The organism is Roseovarius sp. MBR-154 (assembly GCF_053628595.1).
Genome location: NZ_JBRJGR010000006.1, coordinates 67767 through 84299 on the forward strand (window position 1 = coordinate 67767; position 16533 = coordinate 84299).

The following is a 16533-nucleotide window of genomic DNA, read 5'->3' on the forward strand; positions in this document are numbered from 1 at the left end:
AGGGCAATGTGAAAATGTCATCCCTTTGCGGTCTGTGGCAGGGCCAGCAGGTCGAGATGGCCGATTTCCGCCTGTCCCTCCGCCAGCATGTCGTGCCGCGCCAAGCGCCAGCCTGCGGCATCGGCACACCCGGTCTCCTGCGCCGCCCCGGCGATGCCGTCCAGAAGCGCCGTCTGAAGTTGGGTCTCCTGCGGCCCGAGGAGCCAGGGACTCGGCGCGAGCCCGACCTCGAAGCCCTGCGCGCGCAACACCTCCGCCGCGCGTGTCGCGGCCTCCGGGCCGAGCGCCGGGCCAAAGCCCTTGTCGCCGCGCTGATGCGCGTTGAACCGTGCGCGGATCGTGGCATCGCGCGGATCTTCGGGCTGCCAGCGCATTACCCCGTCATAGCTCAGCGCCGCATAAAAACCGATGCCATGCTGGGCCAATCGCTCAGACAGACGCGCCAGCCACGCCTCCGAGACCAGATCGAGCAGCGCCGAGGCGGTGACCATGCGCACGCCCTCCAGCGGCAGCGCGTCCACCTCGGCCAGATCGCCGCGCAACAGCACCGCCTCCGGGTGGCGCGCCCCGGCATGGGCCAACAGCGCCGGGTCATTGTCGAGAAACCGCCAGTCGCAACTCGCCGCCCCTGCCGCCGCAAAGGCGCGCGCGGTCGCCCCGGTACCGCATCCCAGATCGAGCACGGCTCCGCGCCCGGCGACCTGGGCCGCGCGGGTCAGGAGGGTCGCATCGCGCGCCCGCAGATCCGCCGGTTCGCGCAAATCCAGCCAATCGGCCTCGAACCCCATCTCAGAGATCGGCCTCGTACCAGCCGCGCGCAACATGGCTTTCGTGCAGCATCACGCGGATCTTGCGCAGCCGCCCGCGATCGCCCAGACCCTCGGATTTGGCGCCGTCGCGCAGCGCGCTCCAGATATGGTGACAAAGAAATTCGGTGGTGGTGAACTTGCCCGCGAATTCCGGCTTGTCGTCGAGATTGCCGTAGCGCAGCGGGGCCAGCGCCGCCGCCAGCGCCTCGGTCGCCAGCCCGATATCGACGACAAGCCCGTGATCATCCAGATCTTCGGTGAAAAACGCGGCATCCACGACGAACGTGGCCCCGTGGACGCCCTGAGCCGGGCCAAAGACCGGGGAGGGCAGGGAATGTGCGATCATGATGTGATCGCGGACTTCGACGGCGAACATGGGCGTTTCCTTCAATGAGTGTCGCAAGATAGCTATCATGGCGCGGTCAAGGGTCAAGCGACGCGGAAAAACCGGCGATTCCCCGCACACCCACGAAGAATTCATTGGACCGGGGCGGGCAAGACTTTACTTCTTCATCAACAATAAATGATCAGACCGAAGCGTCGGCACGCCTGGAGAGACAGTTGAGCATACTCACGACCTATCAGGAGCATCGACATACCGGCCTGTCCGAGGGCCGGGCTATCGCCGCACGACGGCGGCTGGTGCTTGGCCTCAATGCAGCGACCGTGCTTGCGCTTTTTTCGGTGATGGCATCTCTTTTTGCCCCCTCCGGCATCTCATGGTCCGAGGCGGCGCTTCTGGTCAGTTTCGCGCTCACCCTGCCGTGGCTGTCGATCGGGTTCTGGAACAGCGTGCTGGGTCTGGTCCTCGATCTGCGGCATGGCGCGCGGGCCGCCACGCATGTGACACCCGCCCTTGCCCGGGTAAAGGGCGATGAGCCGCTGACCGCGCGGGTGGCCATCGTCATGCCGCTGCGCAACGAGGATCCCGACGCCTCCATCGACCGGCTGCGACGGCTTGAGGCCGAGATCGCGCAAAGCCCCTGGGCGGGACGGTTTTCCTATCACGTGCTGAGCGACACCGACGCGCCGGGCATCGCGCTCAAGGAAGAGGCGCGCGTCGCGCAATGGCGCGCGGCGCGGCCCAACGCTCGGATCCAGTATCGCCGTCGGACCGAGAATACCGGCTACAAGGCGGGCAATATTGCGGAATTCCTGCACAGTGCCGAAGGAGAAAACGATTTTTTCCTGCCGCTCGACGCCGATAGCGAGATGGGGGCTGAGACGGTCTTTCGCCTGGTCCGCGTGATGCAGGCCAACCCGGAAATCGGCATGCTGCAAAGCCTCGTCACAGGCCTGCCCTCGCGCAGCCTCTTCACCCGCGTGTTCCAGTTCGGGATGCGCCACGGGATGCGCTCCTTTACCCTCGGCTCGGCCTGGTGGCAGGGCGATTGCGGGCCGAACTGGGGCCATAACGTGCTGATCCGCACCGCGCCGTTCCGCAGCCATTGCATGCTGCCCGACCTGTCCGGGCGCGGGCCGCTCTCGGGTCCGATCCTGAGCCACGATCAGCTCGAGGCGGTGCTGATCCGGCGCGCGGGCTACGAGGTGCGGGTGATGGCCGAGGAAAGCCAAAGCTTCGAGGAAAATCCGCCGAGCCTGGTGGATTTCATCCGCCGCGAATTGCGCTGGATGAACGGCAACCTGCAATATCTGCGGCTGCTTGGCATGCCGGGGTTGAAACCGGTGAGCCGGATCCAGCTGGTGCTCGCGATCCTGATGTATGTCAGTGCGCCCGCCTGGATGGGTTTCATCCTGATCGGGGCCGCGATGGTGGCCGTGCCCGGCCAGCTGAGCGCGGTGCCCGCCGCCCACGGGCTTGCGCTCTTCGCCACGATCCTCACGCTCAGCCTCAGCCCCAAGATCATGGGGCTGGCGCAGGTGCTGGCCCGGCCGGAGCGCCGCGCCGCCTATGGCGGCGGTACCCGCGTGGCAATTGGCGGGCTGATCGAGATGCTGTTTTCGATGCTTACTGCGCCCATTGTGGCGCTTGCGCTCACGCGGTTTGCCATCGGACTGCTGTTTGGTCAGCGCGTCGGGTGGAGCGCGCAGCAACGCAGCCGCGACCGGCTCGAATGGCACGAGGCCGCCCGCGTGCTCTGGCCGCAGACGCTGATCGGGCTGGCGCTCGGCGCGTGGTTCGCGGTCTTTGCGCCCTGGGCGGTGATCTTTGGGGCACCTATTCTGCTGTCACTTGCCTGCGCGATCCCGATTGCCGTAGGCTCGGCCATGCCGGGGGCGGGCCGGTTGTCGCGGCGCATGGGCCTCTTTGACATTCCCGAAGACCGCGCACCCGCGCCGCCTGCCGCCATCCACGCCAACACCGCCTGACATGGAGGACCGACAATGACCCGACAGACCCTGACCGCCGCCTGCGCCCTTGCCGCCCTGAGCCTGCCGCACACGGCACAGGCCGAACCGGCAACATGGGAGATCGACCCCGAACATGCCGTCGTCGCCTTCACCATCATGCATGCGGGCTATGCCAAGGTGCTGGGCCGGTTTTCCGAGATCGAGGGGCAGTTCACCTATGACCCCGAGACGCAGGACTTGGGCGAGGTGCGCGCCACCATCGGCGCGCAAAGTGTTGATACCGACCACGAGAAGCGCGACAATCACGTCCGCTCGCCCGATTTCCTCGATGCCGAGGCGAATCCGCAGATCACCTTTGTCGGCACCGGCAGCACGCCCGAAACCGAGACAACCGGCACCGTCACCGGCGACCTGACCATTCGCGGCGTGACCCAGCCCGTGACCCTCGACGTGACGCTCAACAAGCACGCCGATTATCCCTGCTGTCACGGCAAGGAGACGCTCGGCATCTCGGCCAGTGCCGAGATCCTGCGCTCCGAATTCGGCAGCACCTATGCCTTGCCCGAGTTCGTCGGCGACGCGGTGAGCATCATCCTTGAATTCGAGGCGATCCGCGCAGATTGATTGGATAAGCTATCCTCGACGCCTGATCAGAAATGTCGAAATTCAGGCATTACGAGAGGTAGTACAGAATTATTCTGCGAATAATTTGACAAATGCCGACCTCGGGTCGCTATGATCCACCCGGCGTGCGCCGCCCGAAAACCCGCCGCAACGCGCGCCATTGGCTGATCGCCACCCCGCCCAGAATGAGCGCCATCGCCGCCAGCAGGCTCGGTGGCAGCGGCTCGAACAGCACCACCGCGCCCAGAATGACCGACCAGACCGGCACCATGTAATTGACCAGCCCGAAAAAGCTCGGCCCGGCCTCGCGATTGACCTGAACAAGCAGAAGCTGCGCAACGCCGGTGGGCAGGATGCCGAGATAGAGCAGGGCAAGAAAGCTCTTGATACTCAGCGACTTTGGCTGCCCCTCCTGAATCAGCGCAAAGGGCAGGATGATCACCGCCCCGATGAGCAGCACCGTCGCCGACAGCGCCAGCCGGTCCACCTCCGGGCAGAGCCGCGTGGCGATGGTGCCCAAGGCATAGCAACCCGCCACCGCAAGACAGGCCAGTCTTGCCAAGGATTCCATATCCTTGCCGGTCGAAGCGAACGCATCTGGACCGATCAGGACGATCACCCCGACCGTTCCCATGACAAAACCTGCCAGCTTGCGCAGGCTCATCTGTTCTCCGGGCACCAGGACATGCGCCAGCGGCAGGATCAGGAGCGGCACCGCCGCCATGCAGACACCGGCAAAGCCTGAGGCCACCGATTGTTGTGCCCAGGCCAGCAGGGAAAACGGGATGGCGTTCGAAAACAGCGCCATGAAGCAGGCGAAGACGAGGATCTTGCGCCCCTCCGCGCGGCGCGGGTCGGGCAGGGCGCGCCCCTTCATCCGCACCAGCGCAAGCAGGAATACCGCGCCCAACGTGATCCGCGCCGCCGCGACGGTCAACGGCCCGGTGTCCCGCAGCGCGACCGAGATGAACATGAAGGACGCCCCCCAGATCAGCCCGAGAGCCCCGATCCGGACAAAGTTTATGGGAGCGATTTCAATGATTTGACCTATCCTCGACAGGAGGGGACACGACCCGTGACCGGATGTCCCGGTTGACGGAACATAGCGGCACACCACGTGGTTGTGTGATTGAAAAAAGGAGGACCAAAATGGATGTCTATCTGATACCCGGGCTGGCCCTGATCACACTGGTACTGGTGCTGATACTGGCCCTGCGCAGCAAACGCAAAACCGAAAAGCGACGCACGTCCGAGCACACGACCAAGAGCTCCCTGGCGGAGGACGGCGACGCTCACAAGAAGGCCCCGTAATCAAGATGTGATCCAGCCCCGTGGATAGGGGCCGGATCGGACCTTGCGAGTCGAGCTTCAGTTCTTCTCGCGATCGACCATCTTGCCCGCGCTGATCCACGGCATCATGCCGCGCAACTTCTCGCCGACTTCCTCGATCTGATGCGCGTCGTTCATCCGGCGCGTACCCTTGAAGAACGGCTGTCCAACGGCGTTTTCCGTCATGAAATCTCGCACGAACTTGCCGGTCTGGATGTCGTGCAGGATCGCCTTCATCTCTTTCTTGGTCTGCTCATAGGGCAGTACGCGCGGCCCGCTGACATACTCGCCATACTCGGCCGTGTTCGAGATCGAGTAGTTCATATTGGCGATGCCGCCCTCATAGATCAGGTCGACGATCAGCTTCACCTCGTGCAGGCACTCGAAATACGCCATTTCAGGCGCATAGCCCGCCTCGACCAGCGTCTCGAAGCCCATACGGATCAGCTCCACCAGACCACCGCAGAGCACCGCCTGCTCGCCGAAGAGATCGGTTTCGCATTCCTCGCGGAAGTTGGTCTCGATGATGCCGGAGCGCCCTCCACCGATGGCCGAACAGTAGGAAAGCCCGATTTCCAATGCCTTACCGGACGCATCGTTGTTGACTGCCACAAGGCAGGGCACGCCGCCACCCTTGACGTACTCGCCGCGCACCGTGTGACCGGGGCCCTTGGGCGCCATCATGATCACGTCCACACCCTCTTTCGGCTCGATCAGGCCGAAATGGATGTTGAGACCATGGGCAAAGGCAATCGCCGCGCCCGGCTTGATGTTGTCATGAACGTATTTGCGATAGGTTTCACCCTGCAACTCGTCGGGCATGGTGAACATCAGCAGGTCGCACCAGGCCGCTGCCTCGGCGATGCCCATAACCTGCAGGCCCTCGCCTTCGGCCTTCTTCGCCGATGCCGAGCCTTCGCGTAGCGCGACGACAAGGTTTTTCGCGCCTGAATCCCGCAGGTTCAGCGCATGGGCGTGGCCCTGGCTGCCATAGCCCAGAATGGCGACTTTCTTGTCCTTGATCAGGTTGATGTCGCAGTCACGATCGTAATAGACGCGCATGGCGTTCTCCTCTTTGCTTGACTGGCGTCAGGATAGGCCGGTGCCGCAGATAGGGGGATCAAAAGAGATTTAATTCGCCTGAATACTGTGATAACCATTCGCCTATTGTCACTTTGGATAAAATTTCATGCTCGACGACACTGACCGGCGTATCCTGCGCCATTATCAGCACGCCCCCCATCTTGGTCCCGCGGAACTGGCAGACCTTGCGGGCGTAACCCCCGCCACCTGTGCGCGTCGGCTGGACCGGATGCAGGCTGCGGGCGTGATCCGCGCCAATCGCGCGGTCATCGACTGGCGCGTGCTCGGCTACGAGGTCGAGGTGAGCTTGCGCGTCACCCTCGACAAGACGCAGGTCCGCGCCTTTGACGAGTTCCTTGAGGCTGCGAGGAACGTGCCGGAAGTCATTGAAATACAAACCTTCCTTGGTCGCGTCGATCTGCGCCTCTCGGTTATCGCGCGCGACATGGCACATTATCAGGATCTCTACCGCCGCGCCATCCTGACCCTGCCGCATATCGCTGATATCGAGGCCCTCATGCATGTGGCGCGGATCAAATCCGACGAGGTGTTGCCGGTATGATCGAGTTGGACACCACCGACCGGCTGATCCTGCGCGCGCTGACAGAGGATGCCACCCAATCGGCAAGCGCCGTCGGTCGCCGTCTTGGCCTGTCGCAGCCCGCCGCGTGGCGACGCATCCGCAAGCTGCATGACAGCGGCGTCATCAAGGCGCAACGGCTTGATCTCGATCACGAAAAGCTGGGGTTCGGCGTTACCGTCTTTCTCGGCGTCAAGCTTGCCACCAAGGGCCGCGTCAGCCTTGACGATTTCGAGCGCGCGGTCTCGGCCATCCCCGAGGTGCAGACGGTCGAGCATATCCTCGGGCTTTACGATTATCGCCTGCGCGTCGTGGCGCGCGACATCTCCGATTTCGAGCGCGTGCTGCGCCGCCGGATCATGACCCTGCCGGGCGTCGGCAATGTCGAGGCGAACGTGCTCTTGTCCGAGGAACGCCGCCCGGGCCCGATCGGCTAGGCGCGAGGCTGGACATCCCCGACCCCCCGCTGCATCCTGCGCGCAACCCAACAGGAGACGCCCCATGACTGCCCTTCTAGACACGGTCGATCCCGACGGCCTCTTGGAATATTCGGTCGTGTTCACCGACCGCTCGCTCAATCATATGAGCCAGTCTTTCCAAGAGGTTATGCGCGACATTTCATGCATGCTGAAAGAGGTCTATGCCGCCGATGCAGTGGCGCTCGTGCCCGGTGGCGGCTCTTACGCGATGGAATCCGTGGCGCGGCAATTCGGGCGCGGCGCGCATGCGCTGATCGTGCGCAACGGCTGGTTCTCCTTCCGCTGGAGCCAGATTTTCGACGCAGGAGCTTTCACCTCTGACACCACCGTCTGCATGGCCCGTCAAACCGGCAATGGCGCGACGACGCCCTTTGCCCCCGCCCCCATCGAGGAGGTCGTGGCGAAGATCCGAGAGGCGAAACCGGACGTGGTCTTTGCCCCGCACGTAGAGACCTCCGCCGGGCTGATCCTGCCCGAGGATTACGTGACGGCGCTGGCCGAGGCCGCGCATGAGGTGGGCGCGCTGATGGTGCTCGATTGCATTGCCTCTGGCTGCGTATGGGTGGACATGAAGGCGACCGGGGTCGATGTGCTGATCTCCGCGCCGCAAAAGGGCTGGTCGGCCTCGCCCTCTGCCGGTCTGGTGCTGCTCTCGGCGCGCGCTATGGCGCGGCTGGAAGAAACCACCTCCGACAGTTTCGCGCTCGATCTCAAGAAATGGCGCGCGATCATGCAGACCTATGAAGATGGCGGCCACGCCTATCACGCCACCATGCCCACTGATGCGCTGCGCGCTTTCCGCGACACGATGATCGAGACGCGCGATTACGGCTTTGAGAGGTTGCGGCAGGCGCAGTGGGAACTGGGCGATGGCGTGCGCAAGATGCTGGCCGCGCGCGGCCTGACCTCGGTCGCCGCCGAGGGCTTTGGTGCGCCGGGGGTGGTGGTCAGCTATACGAGTGATCCCGACATCCAGAACGGCAAGAAATTCGCCGCCGAAGGCATGCAGATCGCCGCCGGTGTACCCTTGCAGGTAGGCGAACCCGAGGGCTTTCGGACCTTCCGGCTGGGGCTGTTCGGGTTGGACAAGCTTTATGACGTCGAGGGCGCGCTGCGGCGGCTGGAAACGGTGCTCGACCGGGTGTTGTAGGCCGCACCGGCGTCACGGCATGACGAGATCGACCCAGACCGGTCGGTGGCGGCTGGCGGCAGACGTGCTGTCCTCGGTCTGCGGCCAGTGGACGCCTGCATCGCTGATCCGCAGATCGCGCGACGGCAGGATATAGGAGACGCGCAGCGGCCCGGGGCCGGGGGGCAGCCAGTCGACGGTGTGCAGGCGCGGACCGCCGGACTTGCCGGGGGTGGGGGCGACCGGACCGGGACGCATCGGGCGCGGATCCTGCAGGCGCGGGTCGGAGAGCAGGGCGAGGATCGCACCACGCCGCCCGTCGCTGTCCTCGGGGTCGAGATTGGCATCGCCCATCAGCACGAAGCGCGTCTGGGGTGCGGGGCCGAACGCGCCGTCGAGGAAATGCTGCCAGAAACGGAGTTCATCGTGATTGCGCCGCCCGTTCGCGTCCTCCGGCCCGTCGAACACCGGCGGCGTGGCGTGAAAAACCATCAGGGTGAGCGGCCCGTCGGGCAGCATCACCGGCACCACCCAATGCCCGCTATAGGACAGGCGTTGCACGGCCTGTGCCTCGGAGGACGGGAAGGGCGTGCCGTCGGCATTCACGGGCAGCAGTGCGCCGGGCAGGTCGCGCCACAAAAGCGCGCTGAAATCCTGCACGGCGTCACGGTCGATCGGATAACGCGACAAGAGCGCCATGCCGCCCTGGCCGGAAAACGCGCCATACCCCTGGGCGTCGCGCGCGTCACAGCAGCGCCCGTCGCCATCCATGTCGCGCCCGGTATAGAGCCCGCTATTGGAGCGCAGCGCCAGGATATGCGGATAATGCGGCCCGTCCCGCGCCAGCCGGTCGCGCAGGGCGCGCAGGGCGCGCAGGTCGCGGTCGTGATCGACCTCCTGCAAGAGCAGGATATCGGGGGCGAGATGCGCGACCACCGCTGCGATGGTTGCGATCTGCGGATCGGTGTCGCGCAGGATATCGCGCAGCAGCAGGCCCGGCCCCCGGCGCTCCAACTCGATGTTCCAGGTGACGAGGCGCAGCGTCTCGGCGCGTGCGGGCAGGCAGAGGCAGGCGAGCGCGAGGCAGAGCGCGATCAGGCGCGTTGCATCCCCTTGGCGCCGACGGCGTCCGCTGCATAGGCGCGGCGGCGCTTGTCCTCGATCATGTCGGCGATGCGGCTCATGGCGATGCCGCGTACCAACAAGCTGGCAGGAAGAAAGGCCCATGCTGTCATCGTCCAGATCAGGGTTTGCGGATTGGCGATCGAGATCGGCGCGATCATGTTCGAGGCCGCGCTGACCGCTGCCGGGATCAAGAATGGCAGCAAAGCCCCTAACACGACGTTAAGACCGGCATCGCGGCGCAGTCGATAGAGCACGTCGCCGCCGCCCGTGGGGTCAAAGAGCGGCAGATTGATCCAGACGTTGAACGCCCCGGCGCGGGCCGGCCAGCCCAGCAGCCGCACCAGCGTGAGGAACACCACCATCATCGCCAGAGATACGGTATAAGCCACGCCCGCCGCCATGCGCACGGTTGCGACAAGCGCGGCATCGGCCTCGGCGGGCATCATCAGCACCATGAGCCGCACCGGCGAATAGGGGAAATCCACCGCCTCGCCCAGACCCTGCGCAAAATGGGTGAGAAACATCGTCGATGCCGTGGGTTCGTCCTGTCCGCGCAGGATCAGGGAAAGGGTGATCAGGATCGTGGCGAGCGCGAGGAACCGGATCCGGTTGAAGGGAGGCGCGAAACGGAACTCGATGATGCTCGGATATTCGCCGTAATATTCGATGAAGGTCATGAAGCCGGCGATGAACGACAGCACGATCACGATCTGCGCCGTGTCCGGTGCCGTCGACGGCATCAGGAGCGCCGGTGTCGCCACCAGCAATGCAATACATATGGCCCGCGCCAGCGCGCCAGGGACATGTGAGAACACCGCCCGTTCCCTTCCACCTTGGCCGACCGCGATCCGTCGCCGCGGCCTTGTTCCATTTTTATCCCGCGCTTTATGGCGAGTTGCCTCAATTCCGCCCAATTTTTGCCTACTTTCGCGCGTGACCACAAGGATTTGGTGAATCAGACGAAAGATATTGGGCATATTGAAGGTATGAGTGGTGCAGGATTACATCATAGTTGCGTCAAGAATGCGGCATAAACCCATGTAAAGACAGCATCTTGTGGGTGACATGTTTCTGGGCACAAGTCGCGCGGGATACCAAAAACGCCGCAGGGCGAGCCTGCGGCGTCGTTTTGTGCCCTTGGGTCAAGCGTCAGACCCAGGGGCGGGCATTGGCGGCGCGTGCCTCGAAGGCGTCGATGGCCTCGGCCTTGGCCAATGTCAGGCCGATATCGTCAAGCCCTTCCAACAGGCAATGCTTCTTGAACGCGTCCACCTCGAAGGTGAAGATCTGACCCTCGGAGGTAGAGACGGTCTGCGCCTCGAGATCGACCTCGATGCGAGCATTGGCACCTTTCTCGGCTTCTTTCATCAGCACGTCGACTTGCTCCTGCGGCAGGGCAATCGGCAGGATGCCGTTCTTGAAGCAGTTGTTGTAGAAGATATCGGCATAAGACGGCGCGATGACGCAGCGGATGCCGAAATCCTTGATCGCCCAGGGGGCGTGTTCACGGCTTGACCCGCAGCCGAAATTATCGCCCGCGACCAGGATCTGCGCCTCGCGATACTGCGGCTTGTTGAGCACGAAATCGGGGATTTCGCGGCCGTCATCGTCATAGCGCATCTCGTCGAAGAGGTTGACGCCCAGCCCCGAACGCTTGATCGTCTTGAGGAACTGCTTGGGGATGATCATGTCGGTATCGACATTGATCAGCGGCAGCGGCGCGGCGATGCCGCTGAGTTTCTCGAACTTTTCCATCACATCATCTCCCGTACATCGGTCAACCGACCGGTTACCGCCGCTGCCGCCGCCATGGCCGGGCTCATCAGGTGGGTGCGGCCGCCGCGGCCCTGGCGGCCCTCGAAGTTGCGGTTGGAGGTGGCCGCGCAACGCTCGCCCGGTGAAAGCTGATCGGGGTTCATCGCCAGACACATGGAACAGCCCGCCAGCCGCCACTCGAACCCGGCCTCGATGAAAATATCCGCCAGCCCCTCTTCCTCTGCCTGGGCGCGCACGAGGCCCGAGCCCGGTACGATCATGGCGCGTTTCACGGCGATCTTCTTGCCTTTCAGGATCTTGGCGGCGGCGCGCAGATCCTCTATGCGGCCATTGGTGCAGGAGCCGATGAAGACGGTGTCGATCTCGACCTCGCTCAGCTTTTGCCCCGGCGTCAGCCCCATGTAGTCGAGCGCGCGTTTCGCCGCGTCCACCTTGCCGCCAGAAAAGCTGGACGGATCCGGCACCTCGGCAGTGATCGGCAGCACGTCCTCGGGGCTGGTGCCCCAGGTGACGACCGGCGCGATCTCCTCGCCTTTCAGTGTGACGACCTTGTCCCAATGGGCGTCATAGTCGGAATGGAGCGTCTTCCACCACTCCATCGCCATTTCCCACTGCGCGCCCTTGGGCGTGTGGGGGCGGCCCTTGATATACTCAAACGTCACCTCGTCCGGCGCGATCAGGCCGGCGCGCGCGCCGCCCTCGATGGCCATGTTGCACACCGTCATGCGGCCTTCCATCGACAGCGAGCGAATGGCCTCACCGCAATACTCGATCACGTGGCCGGTGCCACCCGCCGTGCCAGTGACCCCGATCACCGACAGGGTGATGTCCTTGGCGGTCACACCGGGCGCGAGCTTGCCGGTAATCTCGACCTTCATGTTCTTGCCCTTGCGCTGGATCAACGTCTGGGTGGCGAGCACATGCTCCACCTCCGATGTGCCGATGCCATGCGCGAGCGCGCCGAAGGCGCCGTGTGTGGCGGTGTGGCTGTCGCCGCAGACCACGGTCATGCCCGGCAGGGTCCAGCCCTGTTCGGGGCCGACGATATGCACGATGCCCTGACGGATGTCGTTCACCGGATAATAGTGAATGCCGAAATCCGCCGCGTTCTTGTCGAGCGCCTCGACCTGGATGCGGCTTTCGGGGTTCTCGATACCATTCACCCGGTCAGGGGTGGTGGGCACGTTGTGATCGGGCACGGCGATGGTCTTGTCGGGTGCGCGCACGGTGCGGCCTGCCATGCGCAGCCCCTCGAAGGCCTGCGGACTGGTGACCTCGTGAACGAGGTGGCGGTCGATATAAATAAGGCAGGTGCCGTCCTCGGCCTCGTGGGCGAGATGGGCATCCCAGATCTTGTCATAGAGTGTCTTGGGGGACATGCGTCCTCTCCCGTTTTGCTGGTGGCTACTTCAGATATGACGGTGGCGCGCGCGGGTCACGCCCGCGCGGTTATGCTGCGCATCGCCCCGAAAAACCGCCAGGGTAGGCGGGCGCGATCGTCCATGTCGAAAATCCGTGTCATGCATCGCAGATACAGCGCCACAGCGGCGCTATCAAGAGGCAGCGCCGTGCAAAACGGAGGCACAGCGGCGCCCCCGTTTCTTGTGGCCCGAAATATCCCGGGTGAGTCGCCGTGAGGCGACGGGGGCAGCGCCCCCAACCCGGTCTCCAATTCAGGGCGCGTCGGCAATCTCGCCGGTCAGCGTGAACAACCGCTTTGGCCCTCCCGCCGGTTCGATCTTCAGGTGACCGACACCGCGCAGCCCGGCGAATTGGCCGGTGCCGTTGACCAGTTCCCAGAACCCGTCATCATGTAGCACCGCTGCCTCCTCGCCCTTCATGAAGACGGCGCGCACGGTGAACTTTAGGATCGCCACGTCGCCGTTTTCGGCGCTGAAGCGCAGATAGCCCTGCGGGTCGCCCGCATGCGGCGGGTTGATGTCATGCCAGCCGAATTCGGTGACATTGGCGTCGGCGAGAACACCGTCACCTTCCGACACGCCCTCACGGCGCACGGCGAGCACGAAATGTTTTGATCCGTCGCCCATCTCGAAGCGCATCTCTTCCTGCGGGTCGAGCACGGTCGTCACGGAAACCGGGGCGCCAAGGGCGGGGCCCGACATGATCAGGGCGGTGGCACATGCGGCAAGGTATTTGGTGAAAGTCATTTGCAGGTCTCCTGAAAACATATCCTGGGCCAGCGGGACATTGCGGCTGGCGAGCGGCAAGGTCACATGGCGCGTCTGTGCGTTCAACGACTGTTTGGTTTCAGGCGGTCACATATACGTGCAAAGATCGTGATCTGTGCAGGCGTGCCGATCAGTCGGGGGCGAGCATGTAGCCCTCGCCGCGCACGGTCTGCAGGTAGCGCGGCTGTTTCGGGTCGGCCTCGATCTTGCGGCGCAGCCGGGTGATCTGCACGTCGACGGCGCGTTCCTGCGCCTGACCGCCATCGCGGCCCAGATCCTCGACCAGCCGCGCGCGGCTGACCGCCTGACGCAGGTTCTCGGCGAAGATGCGCATCAGTTGCACCTCGGTCGCTGTCAGGCGGATGGGCACGCCCGCGCGGCTAAGCTCGGCGCGCTCGATATCGTAGCGCACCGGCCCCATATGCACGACCTTGGGCTGGTTCGGTTCCGGTTCGGGTTCGGGCATGCGGCGCAGGATGGCGTTGATCCGCAGCAGCAGTTCCTTGGGCTCGAACGGCTTGGGCAGGTAATCGTCGGCGCCTGCCTCCAGCCCCTCGATGCGGTCCGGCGTCTCGCCGCGCGCTGTCAGCAGAAGGATCGGCGTATCATGGGTTTCGCGGATCGCGCGGGTCAGTTCGACGCCGCTTTCGCCGGGCATCATCACGTCCATCACCAGCAGGTCGAAGTCGAGCCCGCCGAGAAGCCGCCTTGCATGCGCCGCGTCGCGCGCGACGGTCACGAGAAAGCCGTGTCGCAACAGGAATTTGCGCAAGAGCTCGCGGATGCGCTCGTCATCGTCGACGATCAGAAGATGCGGCGCCGGCTCGCTCATGTGTCACTCTCCCGAATGGCGTGATAGCGGCGGCGCATGTCCGGGTCCATCATCGCCTCGAGCACGCGGCGAAAGCCCGCCACCGATTGCGGACCGGCGGCGCGGTAGGCGGCGCGCATGCGCGCGCGCTGCGCATCCGACAGCTTGCGTTCGAGTGCTGCGCCCTCCTCGGTCAGGGTGAGGTGACGCTCGCGCTTGTCGGTGGTGCCGACGCGGCTCTCGACCAGACCGTCCTCTATCAGGGTGCGCAGCACGCGGTTGAGCGATTGCTTGGTGACGCCGAGGATGGCCAGCAGGTTGTTGACGGTGGTGCCGGGGCTGCGCGCGATAAAATGCAGCGCGCGGTGATGCGCCCGGCCATAGGCCATGGTGGCAAGGATGCGATCAGGATCGGCGGTAAAGCCGCGATAGGCGAAGAACATCGCCTCGATCCCCTGACGCAGTTGTTCGTCGGTCAGAAAAAGCAGGTTCTCGCCGCCCTGTAATTCGGCCATGCCACCGCTCCGTTCACAAATCACGCGCCTCGGTTTCATATTAAGTCAGCTTTATTGACATTCCAAGGACAAACTGGTAGCAAATCGCAGATTTCGCGTAATTTTATGTCCAGCGCGGACGTATTGCGCGCAACAAATGCAAACATGCGCAAAGGAGACGCAAGATGTCTGGCTATGGTGATCGCGATGGCAAGATCTGGATGGATGGCACGCTGATCGAATGGCGCGACGCCAATGTACATATTCTGACCCATGCCCTGCACTACGCAAGCTCGGTCTTCGAGGGCGAGCGCTGCTATGATGGCAAGGTGTTCAAGAGCCGCGCCCATTCAGAGCGGCTGCTGAAATCGGGCGAGCTGATGGATATGCCGATCCCCTACACCGTGGACGAGATCGAGGCCGCCAAGGCCGCGGTGCTCGAGGCCAACGGGCTGATCAATGCCTATGTGCGGGTGCTGGCATTTCGCGGGGTGGGCGAAGACATGGGTGTCGCCGCCGCGCGCAACCCGATCCGCATGGCGGTGACGGCCTGGGAATGGGGCAATTACTATGGCGATGCCAAGATGAAAGGCGCGAAGCTCGATATCGCCAAATGGAAGCGCCCGAGCCCCGAGACCATCCCGGTCGCGGCCAAGGCGGCGGGGCTCTACATGATCTGCACCATGTCAAAGCACGCCGCCGAGGCCAAGGGCTGCTCGGATGCGATGTTCCTCGACTATCGCGGCTACGTGGCCGAGGCGACGGGGGCCAACATCTTTTTCGTCAAGGATGGCGAGGTTCACACGCCGCTGCCCGACGCGATCCTGAACGGGCTGACCCGGCAGACGGTGATCGGCATGCTGAAGGATCGTCAGGTCAAGGTGCATGAGCGGCACATCATGCCCGAGGAGCTGGAAGGGTTCGAGCAGTGCTGGCTCACCGGCTCGGCGGCCGAGGTGACGCCGGTCGGGCAGATCGGCGATTACAGCTTCGAGGTGGGCGCGATGACGCGCGATATCTCTGAGGCTTACGAGGCGCTGGTGCGCGCCTGACAGAGGGTATGATCGGCTGAAGCGAATGAACCGCCCGGCAACGCGCCGGGCGGTTTTTTGCGGTTTTCAGAGAGTGATTCGGGGTCTTCAGGCGGATCTTGACCGATAGGTCCGAAGTGGACCCGATGTGGCACTATCCTTAAACGTGTCGAAAATAGGGCGCTGGCGTGGCGTCCTCATGGCCTGCTTGCGCGGCCCGGGCGGCGCGCGCCGTCGGGTCTGCGATGCGTTGCCCGGCAGGCAACAATTGCACGGATACCCGAGCAGGGCCAAGAAGCCGATCGCGCGGTTTTGCCCTCGATGCGATCTCAATATCACGAATACGTGAATTTTGTTTCCCTTGCCGCAACAGTGCCCCCAATGGAGGTCTTGTACCTCGCATCGGGCGGCAACAATGCGGCTGCGAACCGTGGCGAAAAGGTGGCTAAAACGGGGCCGTCGTCGCCGTCATACCGACGTTCAATTGAGGCGGTTTCGCGGCGCGAAGGCTGTGCGCGTGTGACCGTTTTACGGACGGTATCAGATAGCACAAACAACTTAAAATTGTGTTATTCGCGTCCCCTTGACTTGCACATTCTGGCACGCCATCTTTCTCTAAGTTATTAGGTTGCCAATAAAAAAATATCTGCGCTGGGATGTGGGGGCATCAATTCTGCGCGGCTGTTCGGCAACTGTATGACGCAACGTCATATGCGCTTCGATGCGGAATGCGTGTGCACCCGCGTCGCCCGATTGTAGCG

At 63.8% G+C, this 16533-nt stretch carries 18 protein-coding genes; 7 read left to right on the plus strand and 11 right to left on the minus strand.

The genetic code is table 11. The features are described from left to right. Window positions 1-17 precede the first annotated feature (17 nt). Together ACSSV4_RS09855 and ACSSV4_RS09860 are read right to left on the minus strand one after the other, a co-directional pair. Window positions 18-788 (minus strand): methyltransferase domain-containing protein, encoded by a 771-nt coding sequence (locus ACSSV4_RS09855; protein ID WP_454274970.1) that lies wholly within the window; start codon window positions 786-788, stop codon window positions 18-20. Window position 789: 1 nt separating this feature from the next. Then, on the minus strand, window positions 790-1185 hold the full coding sequence (locus tag ACSSV4_RS09860; RefSeq protein WP_454274971.1) for a 6-pyruvoyl trahydropterin synthase family protein: 396 nt from the start codon (window positions 1183-1185) through the stop codon (window positions 790-792). 104 nt (window positions 1186-1289) lie between these two features. On the opposite strand from ACSSV4_RS09860, the gene mdoH reads away from it, so the two are divergent. After that, a complete protein-coding gene (gene mdoH / locus ACSSV4_RS09865; protein WP_454274972.1) occupies window positions 1290-3140 on the plus strand; it encodes a glucans biosynthesis glucosyltransferase MdoH in 1851 nt (616 codons plus the stop codon). A 15-nt stretch (window positions 3141-3155) separates the two neighbouring features. After that, window positions 3156-3746 carry a YceI family protein gene (locus ACSSV4_RS09870; protein WP_454274973.1) on the plus strand — a complete coding sequence of 197 codons (591 nt, stop codon included), beginning with the start codon at window positions 3156-3158 and terminating at the stop codon, window positions 3744-3746. Window positions 3747-3855: 109 nt separating this feature from the next. Here the strand turns inward: ACSSV4_RS09870 and ACSSV4_RS09875 are convergent, their stop codons facing one another. Next, window positions 3856-4788: a DMT family transporter gene (locus ACSSV4_RS09875; RefSeq protein ID WP_454275115.1), complete on the minus strand. Its 933-nt coding sequence runs from the start codon at window positions 4786-4788 to the stop codon at window positions 3856-3858. Window positions 4789-4895: 107 nt separating this feature from the next. Here ACSSV4_RS09875 and ACSSV4_RS09880 point away from each other — a divergent pair, with 107 nt between their 5' ends. Beyond that, a complete protein-coding gene (locus ACSSV4_RS09880) occupies window positions 4896-5057 on the plus strand; it encodes a hypothetical protein (protein ID WP_454274974.1) in 162 nt (53 codons plus the stop codon). Between the two features lie 57 nt (window positions 5058-5114). Here the strand turns inward: ACSSV4_RS09880 and ilvC are convergent, their stop codons facing one another. After that, a complete protein-coding gene (gene ilvC / locus ACSSV4_RS09885; RefSeq protein WP_454274975.1) occupies window positions 5115-6137 on the minus strand; it encodes a ketol-acid reductoisomerase in 1023 nt (340 codons plus the stop codon). Window positions 6138-6264: 127 nt separating this feature from the next. Between ilvC and ACSSV4_RS09890 the strand changes: the two genes are divergently transcribed. From ACSSV4_RS09890 to ACSSV4_RS09900, 3 genes are all read left to right on the plus strand, one after another. Next, the gene (locus ACSSV4_RS09890; RefSeq protein WP_454274976.1) at window positions 6265-6720 is read left to right on the plus strand and encodes an Lrp/AsnC family transcriptional regulator; all 456 of its coding nucleotides are present in this window, start codon (window positions 6265-6267) and stop codon (window positions 6718-6720) included. Next, the gene (locus tag ACSSV4_RS09895; RefSeq protein WP_454274977.1) at window positions 6717-7175 is read left to right on the plus strand and encodes an Lrp/AsnC family transcriptional regulator; all 459 of its coding nucleotides are present in this window, start codon (window positions 6717-6719) and stop codon (window positions 7173-7175) included. Before ACSSV4_RS09890 ends, ACSSV4_RS09895 begins: the two co-directional genes overlap by 4 nt. Before the next feature lie 64 nt (window positions 7176-7239). Next, window positions 7240-8367, plus strand: coding sequence for an aminotransferase class V-fold PLP-dependent enzyme (locus ACSSV4_RS09900; RefSeq protein WP_454274978.1), 1128 nt, complete (start codon window positions 7240-7242; stop codon window positions 8365-8367). Window positions 8368-8379: 12 nt separating this feature from the next. Here ACSSV4_RS09900 and ACSSV4_RS09905 read toward each other — a convergent pair whose 3' ends face one another. The 7 genes from ACSSV4_RS09905 to ACSSV4_RS09935 form a co-directional block, all read right to left on the minus strand. Next, window positions 8380-9444, minus strand: a complete 1065-nt coding sequence (locus ACSSV4_RS09905; RefSeq protein WP_454275116.1) for an endonuclease/exonuclease/phosphatase family protein — start codon at window positions 9442-9444, stop codon at window positions 8380-8382. Next, window positions 9441-10286: a hypothetical protein gene (locus ACSSV4_RS09910; RefSeq protein WP_454275117.1), complete on the minus strand. Its 846-nt coding sequence runs from the start codon at window positions 10284-10286 to the stop codon at window positions 9441-9443. Before ACSSV4_RS09910 ends, ACSSV4_RS09905 begins: the two co-directional genes overlap by 4 nt. 334 nt (window positions 10287-10620) lie before the next feature. After that, window positions 10621-11226 carry a 3-isopropylmalate dehydratase small subunit gene (leuD, locus tag ACSSV4_RS09915; RefSeq protein WP_454274979.1) on the minus strand — a complete coding sequence of 202 codons (606 nt, stop codon included), beginning with the start codon at window positions 11224-11226 and terminating at the stop codon, window positions 10621-10623. Beyond that, window positions 11226-12626, minus strand: coding sequence for a 3-isopropylmalate dehydratase large subunit (gene leuC, locus ACSSV4_RS09920; RefSeq protein WP_454274980.1), 1401 nt, complete (start codon window positions 12624-12626; stop codon window positions 11226-11228). Before leuC ends, leuD begins: the two co-directional genes overlap by 1 nt. A gap of 294 nt (window positions 12627-12920) precedes the next feature. Further along, window positions 12921-13415: a hypothetical protein gene (locus tag ACSSV4_RS09925; protein ID WP_454274981.1), complete on the minus strand. Its 495-nt coding sequence runs from the start codon at window positions 13413-13415 to the stop codon at window positions 12921-12923. 151 nt (window positions 13416-13566) lie between these two features. Then, window positions 13567-14268, minus strand: a complete 702-nt coding sequence (locus ACSSV4_RS09930) for a response regulator (protein ID WP_454274982.1) — start codon at window positions 14266-14268, stop codon at window positions 13567-13569. Next, entirely contained in the window at window positions 14265-14762 is a 498-nt protein-coding gene (locus ACSSV4_RS09935) for a MarR family winged helix-turn-helix transcriptional regulator (protein WP_454274983.1), read from the minus strand. The genes ACSSV4_RS09930 and ACSSV4_RS09935 overlap by 4 nt, the downstream gene beginning before the upstream one ends. A gap of 164 nt (window positions 14763-14926) precedes the next feature. Between ACSSV4_RS09935 and ACSSV4_RS09940 the strand changes: the two genes are divergently transcribed. After that, window positions 14927-15793 (plus strand): branched-chain amino acid aminotransferase, encoded by an 867-nt coding sequence (locus ACSSV4_RS09940; protein WP_454274984.1) that lies wholly within the window; start codon window positions 14927-14929, stop codon window positions 15791-15793. The last annotated feature ends 740 nt before the right edge of the window (window positions 15794-16533 follow it).